The sequence below is a fragment of the Flavobacterium sp. genome (assembly GCF_024305175.1).
In the GTDB taxonomy this organism is placed as follows: domain Bacteria; phylum Bacteroidota; class Bacteroidia; order Flavobacteriales; family Flavobacteriaceae; genus Flavobacterium.
Genome location: NZ_JAMWYY010000007.1, coordinates 66,458 through 84,548, shown reverse-complemented (window position 1 = coordinate 84,548; position 18,091 = coordinate 66,458). Strand labels below are relative to the sequence as shown.

Here is an 18,091-nt window from a genome sequence, read left to right as displayed (position 1 = left end):
TGAATAATAATATAAATAATTAACTATTAGGTGTTTTACCTTTACAATAGTGGTTTTATACTTCGTTTCATTTATTATTTTAGGTTGACCCCCGAAACTATTGCAGAAAACACCCGCATTTAATGCGGGTGTTTTTTAATTATACATCTTTATATCAAATTTCCCTCTATCATTACACTGTCAATCAGGTTACTGCCAAATGCATATGGCAACTGGTAGTAAGATGATAAAGGCTTTGTTATAATAAGGTTAGCACGTTTGCCTTTGGTAATGCTGCCATGCGTTGCCGAAAGCCCCATTGCGTAGGCCCCGTTTAGGGTTGCAGCGTTTATGGCCTCTTCAGGGGTCATTTTCATTTTAATACATGCTGTAGCCACAACTAAATTCATATTACCCGACGGTGTTGTGCCCGGGTTAAAGTCAGTAGCAAGCGCAAGGGGCAATCCTGCCGCTATCATTTTACGTGCAGGGGTATAGGGTATGCTTATAAAGAATGAGCAGGTAGGCAATGCAACAGGCATAGTATGTGTACCTTTCAGGGCTTCAATATCTTCATCCGTTACAATCTCCAAATGGTCAACGCTCAAAGCTTTATGCTTTACACAGGCTTCTATGCCATTTATAGCAGTAAACTGGTTAACGTGAATTTTTGCCTGTAATCCATATTTTTTGCCTGCTTCCATTATACGCTCTGTCTCTTCCACAGAAAAATAGCCTGTTTCACAAAAGGCATCAATATACTCGGCGAGTTTTTCTTCTGCAATTTTTGGCAGCATTTCATTTATAATCATGTCAATATACCCGCTGTGGTTTTCTTTAAATTCAGACGGAAAAGCATGGGCACCTAAAAAAGTAGCTTTTATGGCTACCGGATAATTTTCACGCAGGCGTTTAATAACCCGCAGCATTTTAATTTCACCCTCAACACTTAGCCCGTAACCTGACTTTATCTCTACTGCACCGGAGCCAAGTTGCATCACTTCTTCTAAACGTACCCGCGATTGTTCATAAACCTCATCCTCGCTCGTTTCATTCAGCTTTTTAGCAGAGTTTAATATGCCGCCGCCACGTGCCGCTATCTCTTCATACGAAAGCCCGTTAATACGGTCTGCAAACTCCTGCTCGCGATTCCCGGCATACACTATATGGGTATGGCTGTCGCACCATGCGGGTAATACTGTTTTTCCTGTTGCATCTATAACAGTATCTGCATTTATCTGCGGCATGGTGTCCATTTTGCCGAAATCGGCAATTACATTCTCTTCTATCAACAGCCATGCATTTTCTATTTTGGGTAGGTTTGCCATTTCGGCCCCCGATACTTTATGTACTTCCGGTTCGCGTATTTGCAGTAATTCTTTAATATTCTTAATTAGTATTTTCATCCGGTTGTAAACTTTTTGTAAAAATAGAATTGATTTTAAAAAACTCCTATATTTAGGGAAATAAATGCAAAGTGAAAAAAATAAAATATAAGAAGGTACGCAAGTTACAGCCCAATAATTTCGAATATACAGGAACACATAAAACGGTGCCTGTAGAAATGCAGCTTTTTGTTTATAATGAAAACAAATATGAAGAACTGAAAAATGTAGGACATGAACAGGCCGTGCGCAGGTGCGTCTCCAACACAGGTGCAGAAGAGGTTAAATGGTTTAATGTGCATGGGCTTCATAATGTAGAGCTTATACGAAATATTGGCGAAAGCCTTAATGTACAAACCTATATAATTGATGACATATTAAATACATCACGCCGCACCCGCGTTGAAGATCTTGACGATGTGTTGTTTTTTAGTGTGAAGTCGGTCTTGCCGGAAGAAGAGGAGGGAAGTGTAAAAACAGAACAGATAAGTTTTTTGCTTAAAGATGAGCTTCTTATTTCATTTCAGGAAAAGAAAAGTGATTATTTTACACATATCCGCGAGCGCATCCGGACCGGTGCAGGTGTAATACGGAAACGCACAAATGATTACCTGCTGTACCTGATGCTTGATGCCATTATGGAAAACTTTTTTATTACCATAGAAAAGTTTGAAGGCAATATAGAAGAGCTTGCAGCCGAGGCAAAAAAAAACTATAAAGCCGATATAATAGCCAAAGTGGAAAAACTTAGGGAAAACCTTAGCTACCTTAAAAGGAGTATTTTACCGCTTAAAGATGCTTTGTATAATTTAAAAAATATACAGGACGACGACCAGTATGAAGGCATACACAAAACCAGCCGTTCTTATTTTGCAAGGCTGTATCAAAAAAGCCTTGAGCTTTTAGACCAGGTAGATTATGACCTTAATTCGCTGGAAAGTGTTTCTAATTACCATTACTCGGCACAAAGCCAGCGGATGAACCAGATAATGAAAACGCTTACCATTTTCTCGGTTATTTTTATGCCCATTACTTTTATTGTTGGTGTTTATGGGATGAATTTCGAGAATATGCCCGAACTGCGTACAGAAAACGGATATTTTTTTATGTTGGGTGCAATGGCATTGATAACTATTGTGATGGTAATATACTTTAAAGTTAAAGACTGGTTTTAAATGAAAACATTTGTTAGTGATATATCCGGCAAAGAGTTTCCTGAGCGTGAGCGCATAAGCGGCAAATTGGTTCGCACGCCTATACTTGATGTTATTAAACAGGAAAACCCGGGATTTGACGAAAGCTGCAGTCTTGCCATGAGTGAGCTTAACCATTACCGGGAGCAATATATTGCCAACTTTCTTGTGAAGGAAATGGGCGACCTTTCGGTTATGGAGAACAGAGTGCTGGAGGCACTTAAAAATAAAACACTGCTTACCGACAAGCTGGAAGATGAGATGCAGCAGCTAACTTTTGGGCAACGCATAGCCGACAGGGTTGCAACCTTTGGCGGTAGCTGGACGTTTATAATCTCGTTTATGTGCTTTCTGCTGCTCTGGATAGCGGTAAATGTAGCTTTCCTTGCCAATAAAGGTTTTGATCCTTACCCGTTTATATTGCTTAACCTGATACTCTCATGCATTGCAGCCCTGCAAGCACCTGTTATTATGATGAGCCAGAACCGGCAGGAAGAAAAGGACAGGGAAAGAGCTAAGAACGATTACCTTGTTAACCTGAAATCAGAATTAGAGGTGCGTATGCTGCATGAAAAAATAGACCATTTAATACTGCACCAGGAACAGGCACTAATAGAAATTCAGCGTGTGCAGATAGACATGATGAATGATATTTTGGCAAGGCTCGAAAAGAAAATTTAGTCCAGCAAGAGTTGCATAAACTGTACATTAAGCCAACGGTTAAACTTAAAGCCCGCCTGTTGTAGAAGCCCGGCCTCTGTAAAACCAAGTTTTTTGTGGAGGGCAATGCTTATGGTATTATCAGCATCAATAAGCCCTACCATGCTGTGCATTCCGTTTGCTTTTGCATTATCTATTAATGCGGTAAGCAATAGTCTGCCAATACCTTTTCCCTGCCATTCTTCTGTAACATACACAGAGTGTTCTACACAAAATTTGTAACCTTCTTTTGCTTTAAACTGTGCATAGCTGCCATAACCGGCAATTTCGCCCTTTGCTGTTGCCACAATTACAGGGTAATTGTTTTGCCTTTTATCTGCAAACCAGTTGTTTATAAAAGCCTCATCTTTTATATCATAATCATATACGGCAGTTGTGTGCAGTATCGCATGATTCATTATTCGTAGTATGGCGGGCAGGTCTGCTTCTGTGGCAGTGCGAATAGTAGCTTCCATATAAGTAATTAAGCAACAAAAATAAAAAAATAAGGCTGCCAATTGGCAGCCTTATATATAGTAATGACAATGATTATCTCTTTAATGAACCAACCATGTCTTCAGGTTTAACCCATGCATCAAAATCTTCAGGCGATACATAGCCCAAACGTACAGCTTCCTCTTTAAGTGTTGTGCCGTTTTTGTGTGCTGTTTGTGCTATTTCTGCGGCTTTATAGTAACCTATTTTGGTATTAAGTGCTGTTACAAGCATTAAAGAGTTATCTACAAGCTCTTTAATCCTGCCGTGGTTTGGCTCTATTCCCTGTGCGCAGTGTTCATCAAATGATACACATGCATCGCCTATAAGCCTTGCCGACTGAAGGAAATTAGCTGCCATTACAGGCTTGAATACATTAAGTTCATAATGCCCCTGTGTGCCGCCTATGGTTATGGCAACATCATTACCCATAACCTGGGCGCAAACCATTGTCATGGCCTCACACTGTGTTGGGTTAACTTTACCCGGCATGATAGATGAGCCAGGTTCATTTTCAGGAATCAGTATTTCACCGATACCAGAGCGTGGTCCTGATGCCATCATACGGATGTCGTTAGCAATTTTATTCAGCGAAACAGCAAGTTGCTTCAGCGCGCCGTGGCTCTCTACAATAGCATCGTGTGCAGCAAGCGCTTCAAATTTGTTTTCTGCTGTAACAAAAGGCAGTCCTGTAAACTTAGCAATGTACTCAGCAACTTTTACATCATATCCTTCAGGAGTGTTAAGCCCTGTACCAACGGCAGTACCGCCAAGTGCAAGCTCGCTAAGGTGCTCTAATGTATTTTTAAGCGCTTTAAGCCCGTGGTTAAGCTGTGCCACATAACCGGAGAACTCCTGCCCAAGGGTTAGGGGAGTGGCATCCATAAGATGGGTACGGCCAATTTTTACCACATCCATAAACTGCTCGCTCTTTGCTTTAAGCGTATCGCGAAGTTTTTCTACACCGGGTATTGTAGTTTCTACCACAGCCTTATAAGCAGCAATGTGCATACCGGTAGGGTAGGTATCGTTAGACGATTGCGATTTATTTACATCATCGTTTGCTTTAAGTACAGGCTCGCCTTCGCCAATTTTATGGCCCGCAAGCACCTGTGCCCTGTTCGCAACAACCTCGTTTACATTCATGTTGCTTTGTGTGCCAGAACCGGTTTGCCATATAACAAGCGGAAACTGGTCATCAAGCTTGCCTTGCAGGATCTCATCACATACTTGTGCTATGGCATCGCGCTTTTCAGCCGATAGTGCACCCAGGTCGTGGTTGGCATAAGCGGCAGCTTTTTTTAAGTAGGCAAACCCTTCTATAATTTCTTTCGGCATAGAGGCAGGAGCGCCAATTTTAAAGTTATTGCGTGAACGTTCGGTTTGTGCGCCCCAGTACTTATCAGCAGGGACTTTCACTTCACCCATGGTGTCTTTTTCAATCCTGTATTCCATTGTAAAGAATGTTTATTTGTTGTAAAAGAATGTTTATTTGTTGTATTTGTTTGTATGTTTTACGGTTAAAGTACTGCACATGAACAGGCAGTTTTTTAAAGCCTGTCAAAATTAAGGATAATGCACCCGTTTAAAAAATGATTTTGTTAATTAATTTAAGGTTTTTACTGCATATTTATTGGTAATAAAAATTTTTACGCTTATCTTTGGCGAAGTTTAAAACTCGGAAAAATGGAATTTGATCAATACTTAGGATTTTTAGCTTTCTTAACTATACTTACTATAGGCTTCTGGCTGATGATGTTCCTTGTAAGTTTTGTATTCTACTGGGTTGGAGGAGCAACCTTAGAGCTAATAAAAGAAAAGCGAAATAAAAATAATCAACAGGCATAAAAAAAGCTGCATTTGCAGCTTTTTTTATTTCCATGTTTTTTAGGCTAACCGTAATGCCTGGGTAATATGCCTTTGGTTATGGTAAACCATAAACCGCAATGTGTCGCCGGTTTTTAGCCTAATTAGTTTAGTAAAGGTTACAGGGATGCCTCCTTTATTCAGGTTTATTTCGAAGGCCTTCTCAATTAAATCCAGCATTTCTTTCTGACTTTCTATAAAACGTTCTAAGACATCTCCAGATAAAACTGAACGGGAGGGATCCATACTTTTAAAGGTTTTCATTTTTTTGGAATTACTTCCCGGTATAAGCATTTTTACGAGATAGTTACCCCAAAATCCGCTCTTAAAAGTTTCTGCTTCAGCAGTTGATGTAAGAATACTCTTTTTTAAATAAGGGTGATAAAACGCTGCGTAATAGTTGAGGTGCTCAAGGCATTGCAGTATGCTCCAGCTTTGTGAAAAAGGCTTGTAGTTAAGCTGTTCGTTGCTTAAAGATTTAAATCCTGTAACGCTTTGCAGGTTTAGTTTTGTAATTTCCCGCAGTTCGTTTAAGAGTAAATAACTGTCTGTTTTCATGATTGATGATTTGATGGCAAAGTTCATGCAATCAGTCGTAACAGATATTGACTCACGTCAAGATTTTTGAAGGCGCGAAAGTGTTTCGGGTGCCATCCGTAAGTAAGAAGCTATATATTTATGCGGAATTTCTTTAAACAGTTTTGGAGAACGTTTTAATACTTTCTCATATCTTTCTTTGGGTGAAGGGTGCAACAGGTCTGTTTCCCTTTCAAGCTGTGCAATAATGGTGTAAGACAGGATAGCGTTCCAGAGTTTTAAGGTTTCTGTACTGCTGTTTACAAATTCCATGAAATCATCACCATTCATTATCCTTAGCTTTGTTTTCCGGATAGCTTGCACGGTATATGCGGTAGGTGTGCCTGTAATAAGGCTATCCAGCAGGGCAAAAAGCGAATCATTATAAGCAAAGCGGATGGTATTGCTTCCGGCTTCGGTTTCATGAAACAGGTGCAGGGCACCTTGTGTAACAAAGTAAACATTTGTGTTTATTTTTCCCTGTTCAGCTAAAAAGTCGCCGCGCTTTAAAACAAGCTCTGTATCTTGCCACAAGCTTTTTCCATAGCCTTCAATGTGTTTTAAAAGCAGCGTGGTAACGTCCATTACAGGGAATCGTTAACCGGGAAATAAATACTTATTGTAGCGCCTTCTCCCGGTTTACCAGAAGCGGCTATATACCCTTTATGGTTTTGCATGATTTTTTTGCAGAGTGCCAGTCCCACACCGGATCCTTTATATTCTGAAGCGGAATGCAGCCGTGTGAAGATATTGAATATAGAATCAGCGAACTGCTGCTCGAAGCCGATACCATTATCCTGCACATATATTACCTGATATAAATTACTTTCATCCTGTCTGTAGCGCACAGGGTTATCTCCGGCAGTAATTTTTACTATTGGTTGCCTGTCCGGCGAGGCATATTTTATAGAATTTGCTATCAGGTTAGAGAAAAGCTGTTTCAGAAGGAAAGGGATACCGTGTATGATGGGCAGGTTACCTGCAATTATTTCTGCAGGCGGTACATCCCCAAGTGTCTCAGGTAAGTCTGCCTTAACCTCATCTAAAAGCTCATTCAGGTTAATATTTTCAAAAGAATCGTCGGTATGTTTAAGCCTGGTATATTTTAATATATCTATAAGTAATGTCTGCATCCTGCTTGCCGATGCATTCATGCGTAGTATAGAATCCTGTACACTGTCAGGTATCTTATCTTCCTTACTAAGCAGGCGCGAAGAGATAAGCTGTATTTTGCGCAGTGGTTCCTGCAGGTCGTGCGTACTTATCCAGTTGATGTTTTCAAGTTCTGAATTGGTTTCCCTTAATAGCTCGCTCAGTTTTCTGTACTTTTCTTCTTCCTGTGTTATTACAAGCAGGTTAATCTGTTTCTGAAGGCTGTAGGCATATGCCTGAGCTGTTTCCAGTTCGGGTTCCAGCCACGGTTTGGCAGTACAGTCCACTATTTCTTTCCAAAGCTCAAAAGATCTTCTCGGAGACAGGCCTTTTTCGTCTTTTATTATAGATTTAGAAGGGTCTCCTCCCCAGTTTACCTCTGTTTTGGTTTCGGGCCTGAACCACATAATACAGTTGTTGTTATCCATATTAAGTGAGTGGTATATGAGCCCCGAAGTTTTTACACAAACGCTTTCATAGTCCGGCAGTGTATCAATCAGCTTATTTGTACTAAAGCTGCTGTTACTGGTATAGGCGGCAAAAAAGTTGGCAAGGTGTTGCACTTCATCTTCTGTTGGCACAACACCGCTTTTGTAAACGGCACCATTAAATACAATGGCAACACCTGCAGCGTTGCAAAGCTTTAACAGATTTTCATTTTGTACCAGCTTATAAAAATCATTCTGGTTATTTAGTGAAAAATTATTAGCTCTTTCAAGCGATGCAGAAGCCTTACGTGCTACCTCATACTCTTCGTTAGATTGCCTAAGGTCTATCTGAGACGTTATAAAATGCCCCTGCAACTGTGCTGCAAGGCGTATTGCCGGGCTTAAGTTTTTTGGAGAATAGTGGTGGCATGCTATTAGCCCCCACAAACGTTTTTTGTAAATGAGCGATATGGTTAGCGTAGCGCAGACACCCATGTTATGCAGGTATTGCACATGTATGGGAGATGTACTGCGAAGCACCGAAAGGCTAAGATCTAAATTTTTATTTTCTGTGCCGTCATCTATAGTATAAATGGGTACAGGTGTATAGTTGATGTCAGTAATTAATCTTAAAAGGTTTTTTATATACAGTTCTCTTGCCTGTGCGGGTATATCGGTATGCGGATAATGAAGCCCTAAAAATGGCTCAAGGTCATCGCGAGAGCTTTCGGCATATACTTCTCCGTTATAATCTTTATCAAAGCGGTAAATCATTACCCTGTCATAGCCGGTAATTTTTCGGGTTCCCTTTGCCACAAGATCGCACAGTTGCTTAAGCGTATGCGTGTCGTGCATATAACTAAGGAACTGAGATGTCTGGTCATATACTTCACTTACATTTTGCGGGTCTTCATCTTCAGGTTCAGCCTCCAGTATTAAAACAGTATCGCTTTTATGAAGTGTGCATAAATAATGTTTGCCTTTAAGTTCCAGCCTTAGCAGTGTAGAAGAAAGCATTAAATCATCTTCTATGTACTTTATTAATTTTTGGGTGGCATTTTCACCAAAAATTTCGGTAAAAGTTTTACCCAGTATATCATTATGGCTTAAACCGATAAATTCGCTGCTGTTGGCACTGCAATAATCTATCGCAAAATTATTTTGACTGAATGCTACAAGAAAACCGTGTGGCTGAATACTGCCCGGTATGTGTATTGGTTCCTGCTCGCAATTAGTAAGGTTTACTATGTCTCGGTTTACAATATCCTTAATCTTCATAAAAAGCAAAAAGATAGAATGTTGGGGGAATAGGGAATTAACTTAAATGTTCTTTAATGGCATCAAAAGCAAAATTGGCGCCTGCAATTATTTCGTCTTCGCATTCGTGTTCATCAGCATAGCCTGTAAGTACGTCTATAAAACTTTTCCATTTGCTTCCGGTGGTACCACCATAACCTGCAAAATAAGACGCTCCGTTACTTTCGTTAAGCCCAAGCGAAGTTTCTATGTTTTTATAAATTACCCTCCCGCCAAGCGAAGACCCTTCTACTACATACATAACTCCCAATGCAAATGCTGTATCACCTGTATATTCAGCTTTCTGTAAAGGGCTGCCTGTTTGTGGTAATACCGCCCCTATAGCAGCAAGATCTTTTGCAATGGCTGTTGTTTTGCGCCTTGACTCTATATCGGGCATAATGGTTTCCAGTACATGTAAAACTAATGCTTCTGTGTCATATACCACACCATACATTAATTGCAGGTATGCTTTATATTCGGGCAGTGTTACCTCAGGGTCAGTTATTTTTTTTGAAATAGGCAGGCTTTCAAGCGCCTCATGAGATTTGGCAGTAGTATTTCGTAGCCTTTGTAAAAAGGTTACGGTTATTATAGCATCATCCATAATTACTTATCAGCTGTAATTGTAAACAAAATTATTTTTACTGGGTATAAAACCTGACCAGTCCATTTTAAGGGTGTGTTCTATTGACCTTTTAAGATGGTCGAATATTCCTGTTTTAGGAAGATAGTAGCTTGCACCCAGTTCGCGGGTTCGCTCTATTGTATTTTCATCACGGGAAGTGGAAAATATAATAACCGGAAGCTTATTATGCGAAGATGAAGACCTTACACGTTTTAAAACTTCAAGGCCATTGAGCCCCGGCATGTTCAGGTCTAAATATATTAAGTAAGGATTTGGCGGCGGATTATCCAGCGCATGCATTAACTGCTGGCCGTTTGTTTGGGTTATAACTTCAATATTATCATCTATAATATCTACAATTTCTTTAAAGAACTCCAAATCGTCCTGGTCGTCATCTGTGTAAAATATGGTGAACTTGTTGTTCATATCATTTAATTTGGCATTAATAACAAATGTACCAAAAAAAATAATAAGCAACCTGCTGAAAACCGAAATTAAGATATATTTATGATGAATAAAGGGTTAAACAATTCTTAATAAAAATCAGTCAAATCATAACCAATCCTGTAAAATCCTATAAGAAATGTAAAATGAGGATTTATAATTTTGCTTTTTTATCTGCCTAAATGTCTTAAAATGGATTGGAAATTAAAAATAGGTTTGTTCGTAGTTTCTGTAGCAGGATTTATGGCATCTGCATATTTTTTGCTGCAGGATATTTTTGTTGTAGTTAATAACACGAATGATCTTATTTACCTCTCACTTCTTGTCCTGCTGCTGTGCAACAGCCTTATAGGTATAATTATAGCAATGCCCGAAAATTTTTCTTTTCTTAAAAAAATTAAATTATTGGGCCGTGGTGCCTCTCTTCGAAGGGGTATATAAAAGTTATATACTCAGAATAAAACTGTCTTTGTTAAGTCCATCCAGTATATACTGCCAGTTGATATGCACTACATGGCTAAGTACTTTTTTAAGGTCGCCGAAATCATTTGGTTTTTTAATATAAACATTAGCGCCTGCAACAAACGTTTCCTCTATGTCCTGATCTGATGATGATGTAGAATATATGGCTACTGACAGATTTTTAAGGCGTTGGTCTTTGCGGATTTCACGCAGGCATTCCATGCCCGATTTTAAAGGCATATTCAGGTCAAGGAAAATCATATCAGGTAACGGATTGTCGTGGTTATTAAGGTAATCCATTAATTTAACACCATTAACAAAAGGTGTAATGTCGTGCTTAACTTTTACCTCATCAAACGCTTCTTTGAAAAACAACCTGTCATCTTCGTCGTCGTCAGCGAGCAAAATATGTAATGGGCTGGGGCGCATTGAAATCTATTAATTATGTAGCTTCTGAATATCTTTTTTGTTTCATTATTTTCTGGAAAGCAGTAGGGGTAACACCTGTTATGTTCTTAAACTGCTGAGACAGGTAGGCTACGCTGCTGTAATTCATCATGAACGAAATCTCGGTTAACGATAAATTCTCTGTAAGCAGCAATTGCTTAACACGCTCTATTTTATGGAGTATTATAAAATTTTCTATAGAAATAAATGTTACCTCCGAAAATACCTGAGACAGCGTCCTGTAGCTTTCGTTCAGCTTTTCAGAAAGATAAGTAGATATTTTCATAGACTGAAGCCCCTTATCGGCATACACCATTTCTATGATAACGTTCTTGATTTTTTGTACCAATATACTTTTTTGGTTATCTACTATCTCTATACCAAATTCGCTTAAAGATGCAATGAATTTTTTGTATGTATCCATCGGGATGTTTTCCCTGAATTTTACATACCCCGGTTCTGTTACCACGCAGTTAATATTAAACTTATCAAGCTGCTGCTGCAAAAGAACTTTACACATTACGTCTATATTATATTTAATGTAAAGTTCCATCCCTTTCGTCTCTTTTCTCGGAAGTAAAAATAACAATTTTTCTTAACATCTGTCTAAATTCTTCTTACAGAAAAATTGCCACAATGTGGAGCGACAATAATATAGTAACAAAAGATACTGGTTTACTATTAGTTAAAATTTACGGTATTGTAAGAAAATAATTTATTTTAGAGGAAAAATAATATGCAGACTAGCCAAATGCCTCCCGACGGAGGAATGTTATATACCGAAACAAACCTCGATAATTTTTTCCCTGAGCCGCTAAATGCCATAACCTCCTGCCTGTTTCTGCTCATTGCCCTGTACTGGACATTCAGGCTGTGGGGCAGGGGGCGGCAGCATACTTTTTTATCTGTGGCAGTGATATTATTATACATTGGAGGGATAGGCGGAACTATTTATCACGGATTGCGGCAATGGAACTTTTTTATAATGATGGACTGGCTGCCTATAATGCTGCTTTGCCTTTCGGCAGGGGTTTATTTTCTGGCAAAAATTACCCGGTGGTATTATGCACTGCTACTGGTTGCCTTATATGTGGCTTTCCAGTTTTTTGCCCGCAATAGGCTAATGCAGCAAGACAACCTGCAGCTATTTATAAACATTAACTACGCCTTTATGGCAGGCATTGTGCTGCTGCCCGTAACAGCATACCTTATCAAATCTAAATTTGCTAACGGCAAATGGGTTGGCTTTGCGCTTATTGCATTTGTACTCGCGCTTACCTTCAGGGTTGCCGATGGCTGGGGGTGGTTTAGCGCCGGCACCCATTTTTTATGGCATGTATTTGGCGCTGTTGCCGCTTTCTGCATGTTTCAGTACATTTACCTTATCAATAAAAATACACAACAACAAAAGACTATAATATCATGAATTTAGAAGATGCCAAAGTAATAGTAACAGGAGCAACAGGCGGAATTGGTTTAGAAACAGCAAGACTGCTTAAAAGTAAAGGTGCCGACGTGGTTATTTGCGGAACCGATAATGCAAAAGTAGAACGCGCTGTAAAAGAAACAGGTGCATATGGCATAAAAGCAAATGTTACCAGCGAAGCTGAAGTTAAAGCGCTTTTTGATTTTGCCATAGCTAAAATGGGCAGTATAAATGTACTTATCAATAATGCAGGTATAGGGCAGTTCTCTGCATTAACCGATACTTCACTGGATGATTTCAGTAAAGTGTGGGAGGTTAACGTTAAAGGCTATTTTATGGCAGGCAAACTGGCTGCCGAACAATTTAAAGCTCAGCAATACGGCAATATTATTAACATAGGCTCTACAGCTGCATTAAAAGGTTTTGCCAACGGTTCTGCATATGTGGCAAGCAAGTTTGCCGTAACAGGGCTAACCGACTGCTGGCGGGCTGAATTAAGGCCGTATAACATCCGTGTTATGCAGGTTAACCCTAGCGAGGTTATAACCGATTTTATGACAAAATCAGGTTTTGAAATTAAGAATGAAGATAAAAAACTAAAACCCGAAGATATAGCGCACACAATTGCCTCAATGCTCACCATGCGCGATACCGGTTTTATACTCGATGCTTCTGTATGGGCTACTAACCCATGGTAAATAAAAAGGCTGCCAAATAAGGCAGCCTTTTTATTTAAATATCCTTCTATGTATTATCTTCCGTATGCCTGGCGTTCTACCATCCACTGCGGATATTCTTTTACCAGTGCACTTACCTCGTCAATGCGGTTTAATTCTTCTTCAGATAAAGTAATATTTACTGATTTAAGATTATCCTGTAGTTGCTTTTCGGTCTTTGCACCAATAATGGTACTTGTTATGCCTTTTTGCATTCTTACCCATGCCAGGGCTACCTGTGCGGTAGTGGCATTGTGCCGGCCTGCTATTTCTGAAATAACATCTATAATATCATAAGTTTTCTCTTTGTTAACAGGCGGAAAATCAAAATTAGCGCGGCGGCCTTCTGCAGCTTCATTTTCACGGGTATATTTTCCCGAAAGAAAACCACCGGCAAGTGGGCTCCACGGCATTATGTCCAGTTTCTGGTCTTCTGCCATAGGCACTACTTCACGTTCAATATCCCTGCCTGCCAGCGAATAAAAGTATTGCAGCCCAATAAATTTATTCCAGCCGTTCTTTTCTGCTATGCCCTGAGCTTTCATAACCATCCATGCCGGCCAGTTACAAACGGCTATATAGCGCACCTTGCCCGATAGTACAAGATCGTTTAGCGCTCGCATGGTTTCTTCTACGGGAGTCCTCGCATCCACACCGTGTACATATAAGATATCGATATGGCTTATTTGCAGGCGTTTCAGGCTGTCTTCTACCGAATAGAAAATATGGTAACGCGATAAGCCCTGCTCATTGGGGCCTTCGCCCATATTCCCTCTCACCTTTGTTGCAATAACCAGTTCGTTGCGGTTAAGCCCTAAAGATTTAATTGCATTGCCAAGTAAGGTTTCAGATTCTCCTAAAGAGTAAATATTAGCAGTATCAAAAAAGTTGATACCCGAATCGGCTACGGTTTTAACAAGGCTGTTAACCTCACCCTGTTGCACACCTGCAAGTACCTTCCATATACCCTGGCTGCCAAAAGTCATTGTGCCAAAGCAAAGTTCAGATACCAAAAGCCCGGTGCTGCCTAAATAATTGTATTTCATATTGCTTTTATATTTTGATGATATACAAAGTTAGTAGTAACAGGCGTGTTTTGATTAGCGACTATCAAACATAAAGTTGCAAAAATCAATCATTTCAGGTTTTCGGCAAAACTCTCGTCGGTAAGATTGGTAAAGCCGTTTTTAATGGTGCCGTCGGCATTTAGTAAAATGGTGCGGTTAAGCTGGTTTACAGCCCATTTTTTGCGTACAAGGTTAAAGTCACTTGCGCGCAGGTGTATGATATCCTTACAGGTTAAGTTTTTTACGGCACTAACCCAGTCTGACATCTCATCTACATTAACTGCTATAAAATTAACGTCAGGAAATTGTTTTTTTAGCCCTGATACTTTTTCGTTGGCCTGGTTGTAATGAGATGGCGCACATGTAGTCCAGAAAAAGATAACGGTTTCCTTGCCTTTGGCATTAGCTAAGTTGTAAGGCTTGTTATCCTTGTCAACAAGGGTTACCTGCGGTAAGGCATTGCCTTCTTCAAGGTTTTTTATAGAGGCGGCAAGCCTCATAATTTCATTTTCCTTGTTTTTATTAGTCGAGAGTTTAATATAATGGTCTATAAACTTTTTATTATTCTGCGTGCTTTGGTTTTCCAGCAAATAGGCAAATGCAATATTGTCAAGTATATCATTCTTAATATTTTCGTCTGTAAATACAGAGTCGGCTATATGCAGCTTTTCTATATTGTCATTAAGCGAACTTTCTTCAATGTTGCTACTGCGCTGCCCCTTAAAGTTACTCATGTTGGTAAGCATGGCGTTTAAATACCTTAAAAACGGCGAAAAATGAAGTAGCTTAGGGTTATTATAATCTATTGTACTGCGGTGGTTGTAATAACCTTTAGGAAGTGATGCAGTATTGCCTGTACGCCATGTGTGCAGGTAGGGGTAATATTCTTTCTTTGTGTATTGGCTGAATTTAAGCCTGTTTTGTGCATAAAAATCAAACTCATCACTCCAGTCAATTTTCTCCTTATTCTTTTTATAAAAAGCTTCACGTGCGGCATATGATCTATTTATTTCTGCAATAAATTTGTTATAGTCATATTCATATATACGGTAACTGTCATTCCTGTCCGCTTCGTTCATCAGGTACAGTTCCATCAGGAAATTATTTTTCCTGTCGCCCCTGCCGCTAAAAACAATAGACTGGTCAAAATCATCCGCATTTAAAGAAACCAGCAGGCTGTCATTTTTCTCAAAATATACATACTGGTATTCCGGTTCATGCCTAAAGGTGTAAAGGCCGGGAGTTAAAGAGTCAAATTTTACAAAAAAGCGGTTGTTTTTATCAAGCGGAATAGTATCTATAACATTATTTCCTTTGCTTAAAATAACATAATCTGTACGGGGGTTTTGTACCTCACCGCCAAAGTATGCGCTGTAGTCGTTGTCTTTATCCCGGCAGGACACAACAATGACTGACAGAACCAGCAATATAAGTAAGGTTTTATAGGTTGTAAACATCAATTGTTTAAACATTTGTATTAAAGCAAAAGTATTTTTTATAAACATCTCACTTTGTTAAAGTACAGTTAAATTAGGCTTAATAGCTACATTATCAGTAAAGCCTCTGTATAGTGGCTTATTTTTTATACTTTTGCAAAAAAATTAAAAAATGCTGTCAGTTTCAAATTTATCCGTACAATTTGGTAAAAGAATTTTGTTTGATGAAGTTAACACTTCATTTACACAAGGCAATTGCTATGGTATTATTGGTGCCAATGGTGCGGGAAAATCTACTTTTTTAAAAATATTAGCAGGCGATATAGACCCTACATCGGGTCATGTGCACCTTGAGCCGGGCAAGCGCATGTCGGTACTTAACCAGAACCACAATATGTTTGACGAATATACGGTTCTTGAAACGGTAATGATGGGTAATAAAACCCTTTACTCGGTTAAAAAGGAGATGGATGAAATATACCTTAAGCCCGACTTTGGCGATAAGGATGCCGAAAGGGTAGGAGAGCTGCAGGTTGTTTTTGAAGAGATGAACGGCTGGAATGCCGACTCTGATGCAGCAGCTTTGCTGTCTAATCTGGGTATTGGGGAAGAGCATCATTACACACAAATGGCTGATATGGATAGCAAGCTAAAGGTTCGTGTGCTTTTGGCACAGGCACTTTTTGGCAACCCTGATGTGCTGATAATGGACGAACCTACCAACGACCTGGATTTTGAAACCATTTCATGGCTCGAAAATTTCCTGGCGAATTATGAAAATACTGTAATTGTAGTATCGCACGACCGTCACTTTTTAGATTCGGTATGTACACATATATCTGATATAGATTTCGGTAAGATAAACCAATATTCCGGGAACTATACCTTTTGGTATGAGTCGAGCCAGCTTGCCGCCAGGCAGCGTGCCCAGCAAAACAAAAAGGCTGAAGAAAAGAAAAAAGAGCTGCAGGAATTTATTATGCGTTTTAGTGCCAACGTGGCAAAGAGCAAGCAGGCAACCAGCCGTAAAAAAATGCTTGAGAAGCTTAAAGTTGATGATATAAAACCATCAAGCCGCAGGTATCCTGCCATTATATTTGAGCAGGAGCGCGAGGCAGGAGACCAGATACTTAACGTAGAAAACCTAAGCGCATCTATAGAAGGTGAAGTGCTGTTTAAGGATGTGGACCTTAACATGGCTAAAGGTGACAAGATTGTGGTTTTCTCTAAAGATTCGCGTGCCACTTCTGCCTTTTATGAAATACTGAATGGCAACATGCAGCCTGATACCGGTTCTTTTGAATGGGGAATTACTACCATACAATCTTATTTGCCGGCAGATAACCATGAGTTTTTTGATAACGACCTTACATTGGTTGACTGGCTGCGCCAGTGGGCTAAAACGGAAGAGGAACGTGACGAGGTATATGTGCGCGGATTTTTAGGTAAAATGCTTTTTAGTGGAGAAGAAGCCCTTAAGACCGGCAGGGTGCTTTCCGGGGGTGAGAAAGTGCGCTGCATGCTATCGCGCATGATGATGCTAAGGGCAAATGTGCTTATGCTTGATGAACCTACCAACCACCTTGACCTTGAAAGTATCACCGCATTCAATAACTCTTTAAAAAACTTTAAAGGTTCTGTATTGTTTACAACCCATGACCACGAGTTTGCACAGACTGTTGCGAACAGGGTACTTGAAATTACCCCGAATGGTGTTATAGACCGTTACATGACCTTTGATGATTATCTTGATGATGATAAGATTAAAGAGTTAAGAAAGAAAATGTACAATCTGTAATATAAAAGCCCGCAAATAAATTGCGGGCTTCTTTTTATCAGCTACTATTTTTAGCTTTTATTTACTGAATTCATGCTTTAGCAAAGCATACATAATAGAGTCTTCCATAACGCCATTTACATTATAATGCTGCCTTAGCCTGCCCTCATACTGAAACCCGAATTTTAGGAGCAGCTTTAGCGATGCTTCATTTTCTTCGGCTATCAGTGCTTCAACCCTGTGCAGGTTTGCTTCTACAAAGCCATAGCGCAGTACTGCTTCAAGTGCTTCTGCCATATAGCCTTTTCTTTTGTGTGCATCATCATAAATCGAATATCCTATTTCCGCTCTGTGGTGTTTTGGGTACCAGGTATGGAAACCGCAACTTCCTATTACTTTCCCTGTTTCCTTTTCTTCCAGTAAGAAATTTATGAAAGAACGGTTATAGGTTGCTATGCCTTTAGCATAGTTCTCTTTTTCCTTTTCGAGGGCCTCATCACTGGTAAACCCGAAAAATTCTGTAATGGCTGCATCATCCCCACCCTCAAAAAGCTCTTTGTACACTTCCGGAGTCAGTTTTTTTAGTATAAGCCTTTCAGTTATCAGAGCATCCATAAAG

The 18,091-nt window shown here is 39.6% G+C and carries 20 protein-coding genes; 7 read left to right on the top strand and 13 right to left on the bottom strand.

Annotated elements, in window-relative coordinates; genetic code table 11:
- Positions 1–149: 149 nt before the first annotated feature.
- Positions 150–1,385 carry an imidazolonepropionase gene (hutI, locus tag Q0K96_RS03255; RefSeq protein ID WP_297332577.1) on the bottom strand — a complete coding sequence of 412 codons (1,236 nt, stop codon included), beginning with the start codon at positions 1,383–1,385 and terminating at the stop codon, positions 150–152.
- 71 nt (positions 1,386–1,456) lie between these two features.
- Between hutI and corA the strand changes: the two genes are divergently transcribed.
- Positions 1,457–2,539, top strand: a complete 1,083-nt coding sequence (gene corA, locus Q0K96_RS03250; protein WP_297332576.1) for a magnesium/cobalt transporter CorA — start codon at positions 1,457–1,459, stop codon at positions 2,537–2,539.
- Positions 2,540–3,238, top strand: a complete 699-nt coding sequence (locus Q0K96_RS03245; protein WP_297332575.1) for a DUF1003 domain-containing protein — start codon at positions 2,540–2,542, stop codon at positions 3,236–3,238. It begins immediately after the preceding gene.
- On the opposite strand, the gene Q0K96_RS03240 is transcribed toward Q0K96_RS03245, so the two are convergent.
- Together Q0K96_RS03240 and fumC are read right to left on the bottom strand one after the other, a co-directional pair.
- The gene (locus Q0K96_RS03240) at positions 3,235–3,732 is read right to left on the bottom strand and encodes a GNAT family N-acetyltransferase (RefSeq protein ID WP_297332574.1); all 498 of its coding nucleotides are present in this window, start codon (positions 3,730–3,732) and stop codon (positions 3,235–3,237) included. The genes Q0K96_RS03245 and Q0K96_RS03240 overlap by 4 nt on opposite strands.
- Before the next feature lie 73 nt (positions 3,733–3,805).
- On the bottom strand, positions 3,806–5,206 hold the full coding sequence (gene fumC / locus Q0K96_RS03235) for a class II fumarate hydratase (protein WP_297332573.1): 1,401 nt from the start codon (positions 5,204–5,206) through the stop codon (positions 3,806–3,808).
- 231 nt (positions 5,207–5,437) lie between these two features.
- Between fumC and Q0K96_RS03230 the strand changes: the two genes are divergently transcribed.
- Entirely contained in the window at positions 5,438–5,599 is a 162-nt protein-coding gene (locus Q0K96_RS03230) for a hypothetical protein (protein ID WP_297332572.1), read from the top strand.
- A 39-nt stretch (positions 5,600–5,638) separates the two neighbouring features.
- Here the strand turns inward: Q0K96_RS03230 and Q0K96_RS03225 are convergent, their stop codons facing one another.
- The 5 genes from Q0K96_RS03225 to Q0K96_RS03205 are packed head-to-tail and all read right to left on the bottom strand — an operon-like array spanning position 5,639 to position 10,123.
- Positions 5,639–6,175, bottom strand: coding sequence for a DinB family protein (locus Q0K96_RS03225; protein ID WP_297332571.1), 537 nt, complete (start codon positions 6,173–6,175; stop codon positions 5,639–5,641).
- Between the two features lie 57 nt (positions 6,176–6,232).
- Positions 6,233–6,778, bottom strand: a complete 546-nt coding sequence (locus Q0K96_RS03220) for a Crp/Fnr family transcriptional regulator (protein WP_297332570.1) — start codon at positions 6,776–6,778, stop codon at positions 6,233–6,235.
- Entirely contained in the window at positions 6,778–9,051 is a 2,274-nt protein-coding gene (locus tag Q0K96_RS03215; protein ID WP_297332569.1) for an ATP-binding protein, read from the bottom strand. Before Q0K96_RS03215 ends, Q0K96_RS03220 begins: the two co-directional genes overlap by 1 nt.
- A gap of 37 nt (positions 9,052–9,088) precedes the next feature.
- Positions 9,089–9,676, bottom strand: coding sequence for a biliverdin-producing heme oxygenase (locus Q0K96_RS03210; protein ID WP_297332568.1), 588 nt, complete (start codon positions 9,674–9,676; stop codon positions 9,089–9,091).
- A 9-nt stretch (positions 9,677–9,685) separates the two neighbouring features.
- Complete coding sequence (locus Q0K96_RS03205; RefSeq protein WP_297332567.1) at positions 9,686–10,123, bottom strand: response regulator; 438 nt, start codon at positions 10,121–10,123, stop codon at positions 9,686–9,688.
- Positions 10,124–10,333: 210 nt separating this feature from the next.
- Between Q0K96_RS03205 and Q0K96_RS03200 the strand changes: the two genes are divergently transcribed.
- Positions 10,334–10,582, top strand: a complete 249-nt coding sequence (locus Q0K96_RS03200) for a hypothetical protein (RefSeq protein WP_297332566.1) — start codon at positions 10,334–10,336, stop codon at positions 10,580–10,582.
- 3 nt (positions 10,583–10,585) lie between these two features.
- On the opposite strand, the gene Q0K96_RS03195 is transcribed toward Q0K96_RS03200, so the two are convergent.
- Together Q0K96_RS03195 and Q0K96_RS03190 are read right to left on the bottom strand one after the other, a co-directional pair.
- Complete coding sequence (locus Q0K96_RS03195; protein WP_297332565.1) at positions 10,586–11,032, bottom strand: response regulator; 447 nt, start codon at positions 11,030–11,032, stop codon at positions 10,586–10,588.
- Between the two features lie 13 nt (positions 11,033–11,045).
- Positions 11,046–11,603, bottom strand: coding sequence for an AraC family transcriptional regulator (locus tag Q0K96_RS03190; RefSeq protein WP_297332564.1), 558 nt, complete (start codon positions 11,601–11,603; stop codon positions 11,046–11,048).
- Positions 11,604–11,786: 183 nt separating this feature from the next.
- Here Q0K96_RS03190 and Q0K96_RS03185 point away from each other — a divergent pair, with 183 nt between their 5' ends.
- Complete coding sequence (locus tag Q0K96_RS03185; RefSeq protein ID WP_297332563.1) at positions 11,787–12,476, top strand: hypothetical protein; 690 nt, start codon at positions 11,787–11,789, stop codon at positions 12,474–12,476.
- Positions 12,473–13,174 carry an SDR family oxidoreductase gene (locus tag Q0K96_RS03180; RefSeq protein WP_297332562.1) on the top strand — a complete coding sequence of 234 codons (702 nt, stop codon included), beginning with the start codon at positions 12,473–12,475 and terminating at the stop codon, positions 13,172–13,174. The genes Q0K96_RS03185 and Q0K96_RS03180 overlap by 4 nt, the downstream gene beginning before the upstream one ends.
- A gap of 53 nt (positions 13,175–13,227) precedes the next feature.
- Here Q0K96_RS03180 and Q0K96_RS03175 read toward each other — a convergent pair whose 3' ends face one another.
- Together Q0K96_RS03175 and Q0K96_RS03170 are read right to left on the bottom strand one after the other, a co-directional pair.
- Complete coding sequence (locus Q0K96_RS03175) at positions 13,228–14,238, bottom strand: aldo/keto reductase (RefSeq protein WP_297332561.1); 1,011 nt, start codon at positions 14,236–14,238, stop codon at positions 13,228–13,230.
- An 89-nt stretch (positions 14,239–14,327) separates the two neighbouring features.
- The gene (locus Q0K96_RS03170) at positions 14,328–15,716 is read right to left on the bottom strand and encodes a redoxin family protein (RefSeq protein ID WP_297332560.1); all 1,389 of its coding nucleotides are present in this window, start codon (positions 15,714–15,716) and stop codon (positions 14,328–14,330) included.
- Positions 15,717–15,867: 151 nt separating this feature from the next.
- Between Q0K96_RS03170 and Q0K96_RS03165 the strand changes: the two genes are divergently transcribed.
- Positions 15,868–17,493, top strand: coding sequence for an ATP-binding cassette domain-containing protein (locus Q0K96_RS03165; protein ID WP_297332559.1), 1,626 nt, complete (start codon positions 15,868–15,870; stop codon positions 17,491–17,493).
- 57 nt (positions 17,494–17,550) lie between these two features.
- Here the strand turns inward: Q0K96_RS03165 and Q0K96_RS03160 are convergent, their stop codons facing one another.
- Positions 17,551–18,087 carry a GNAT family protein gene (locus tag Q0K96_RS03160; protein WP_297332558.1) on the bottom strand — a complete coding sequence of 179 codons (537 nt, stop codon included), beginning with the start codon at positions 18,085–18,087 and terminating at the stop codon, positions 17,551–17,553.
- Positions 18,088–18,091 lie beyond the last annotated feature (4 nt).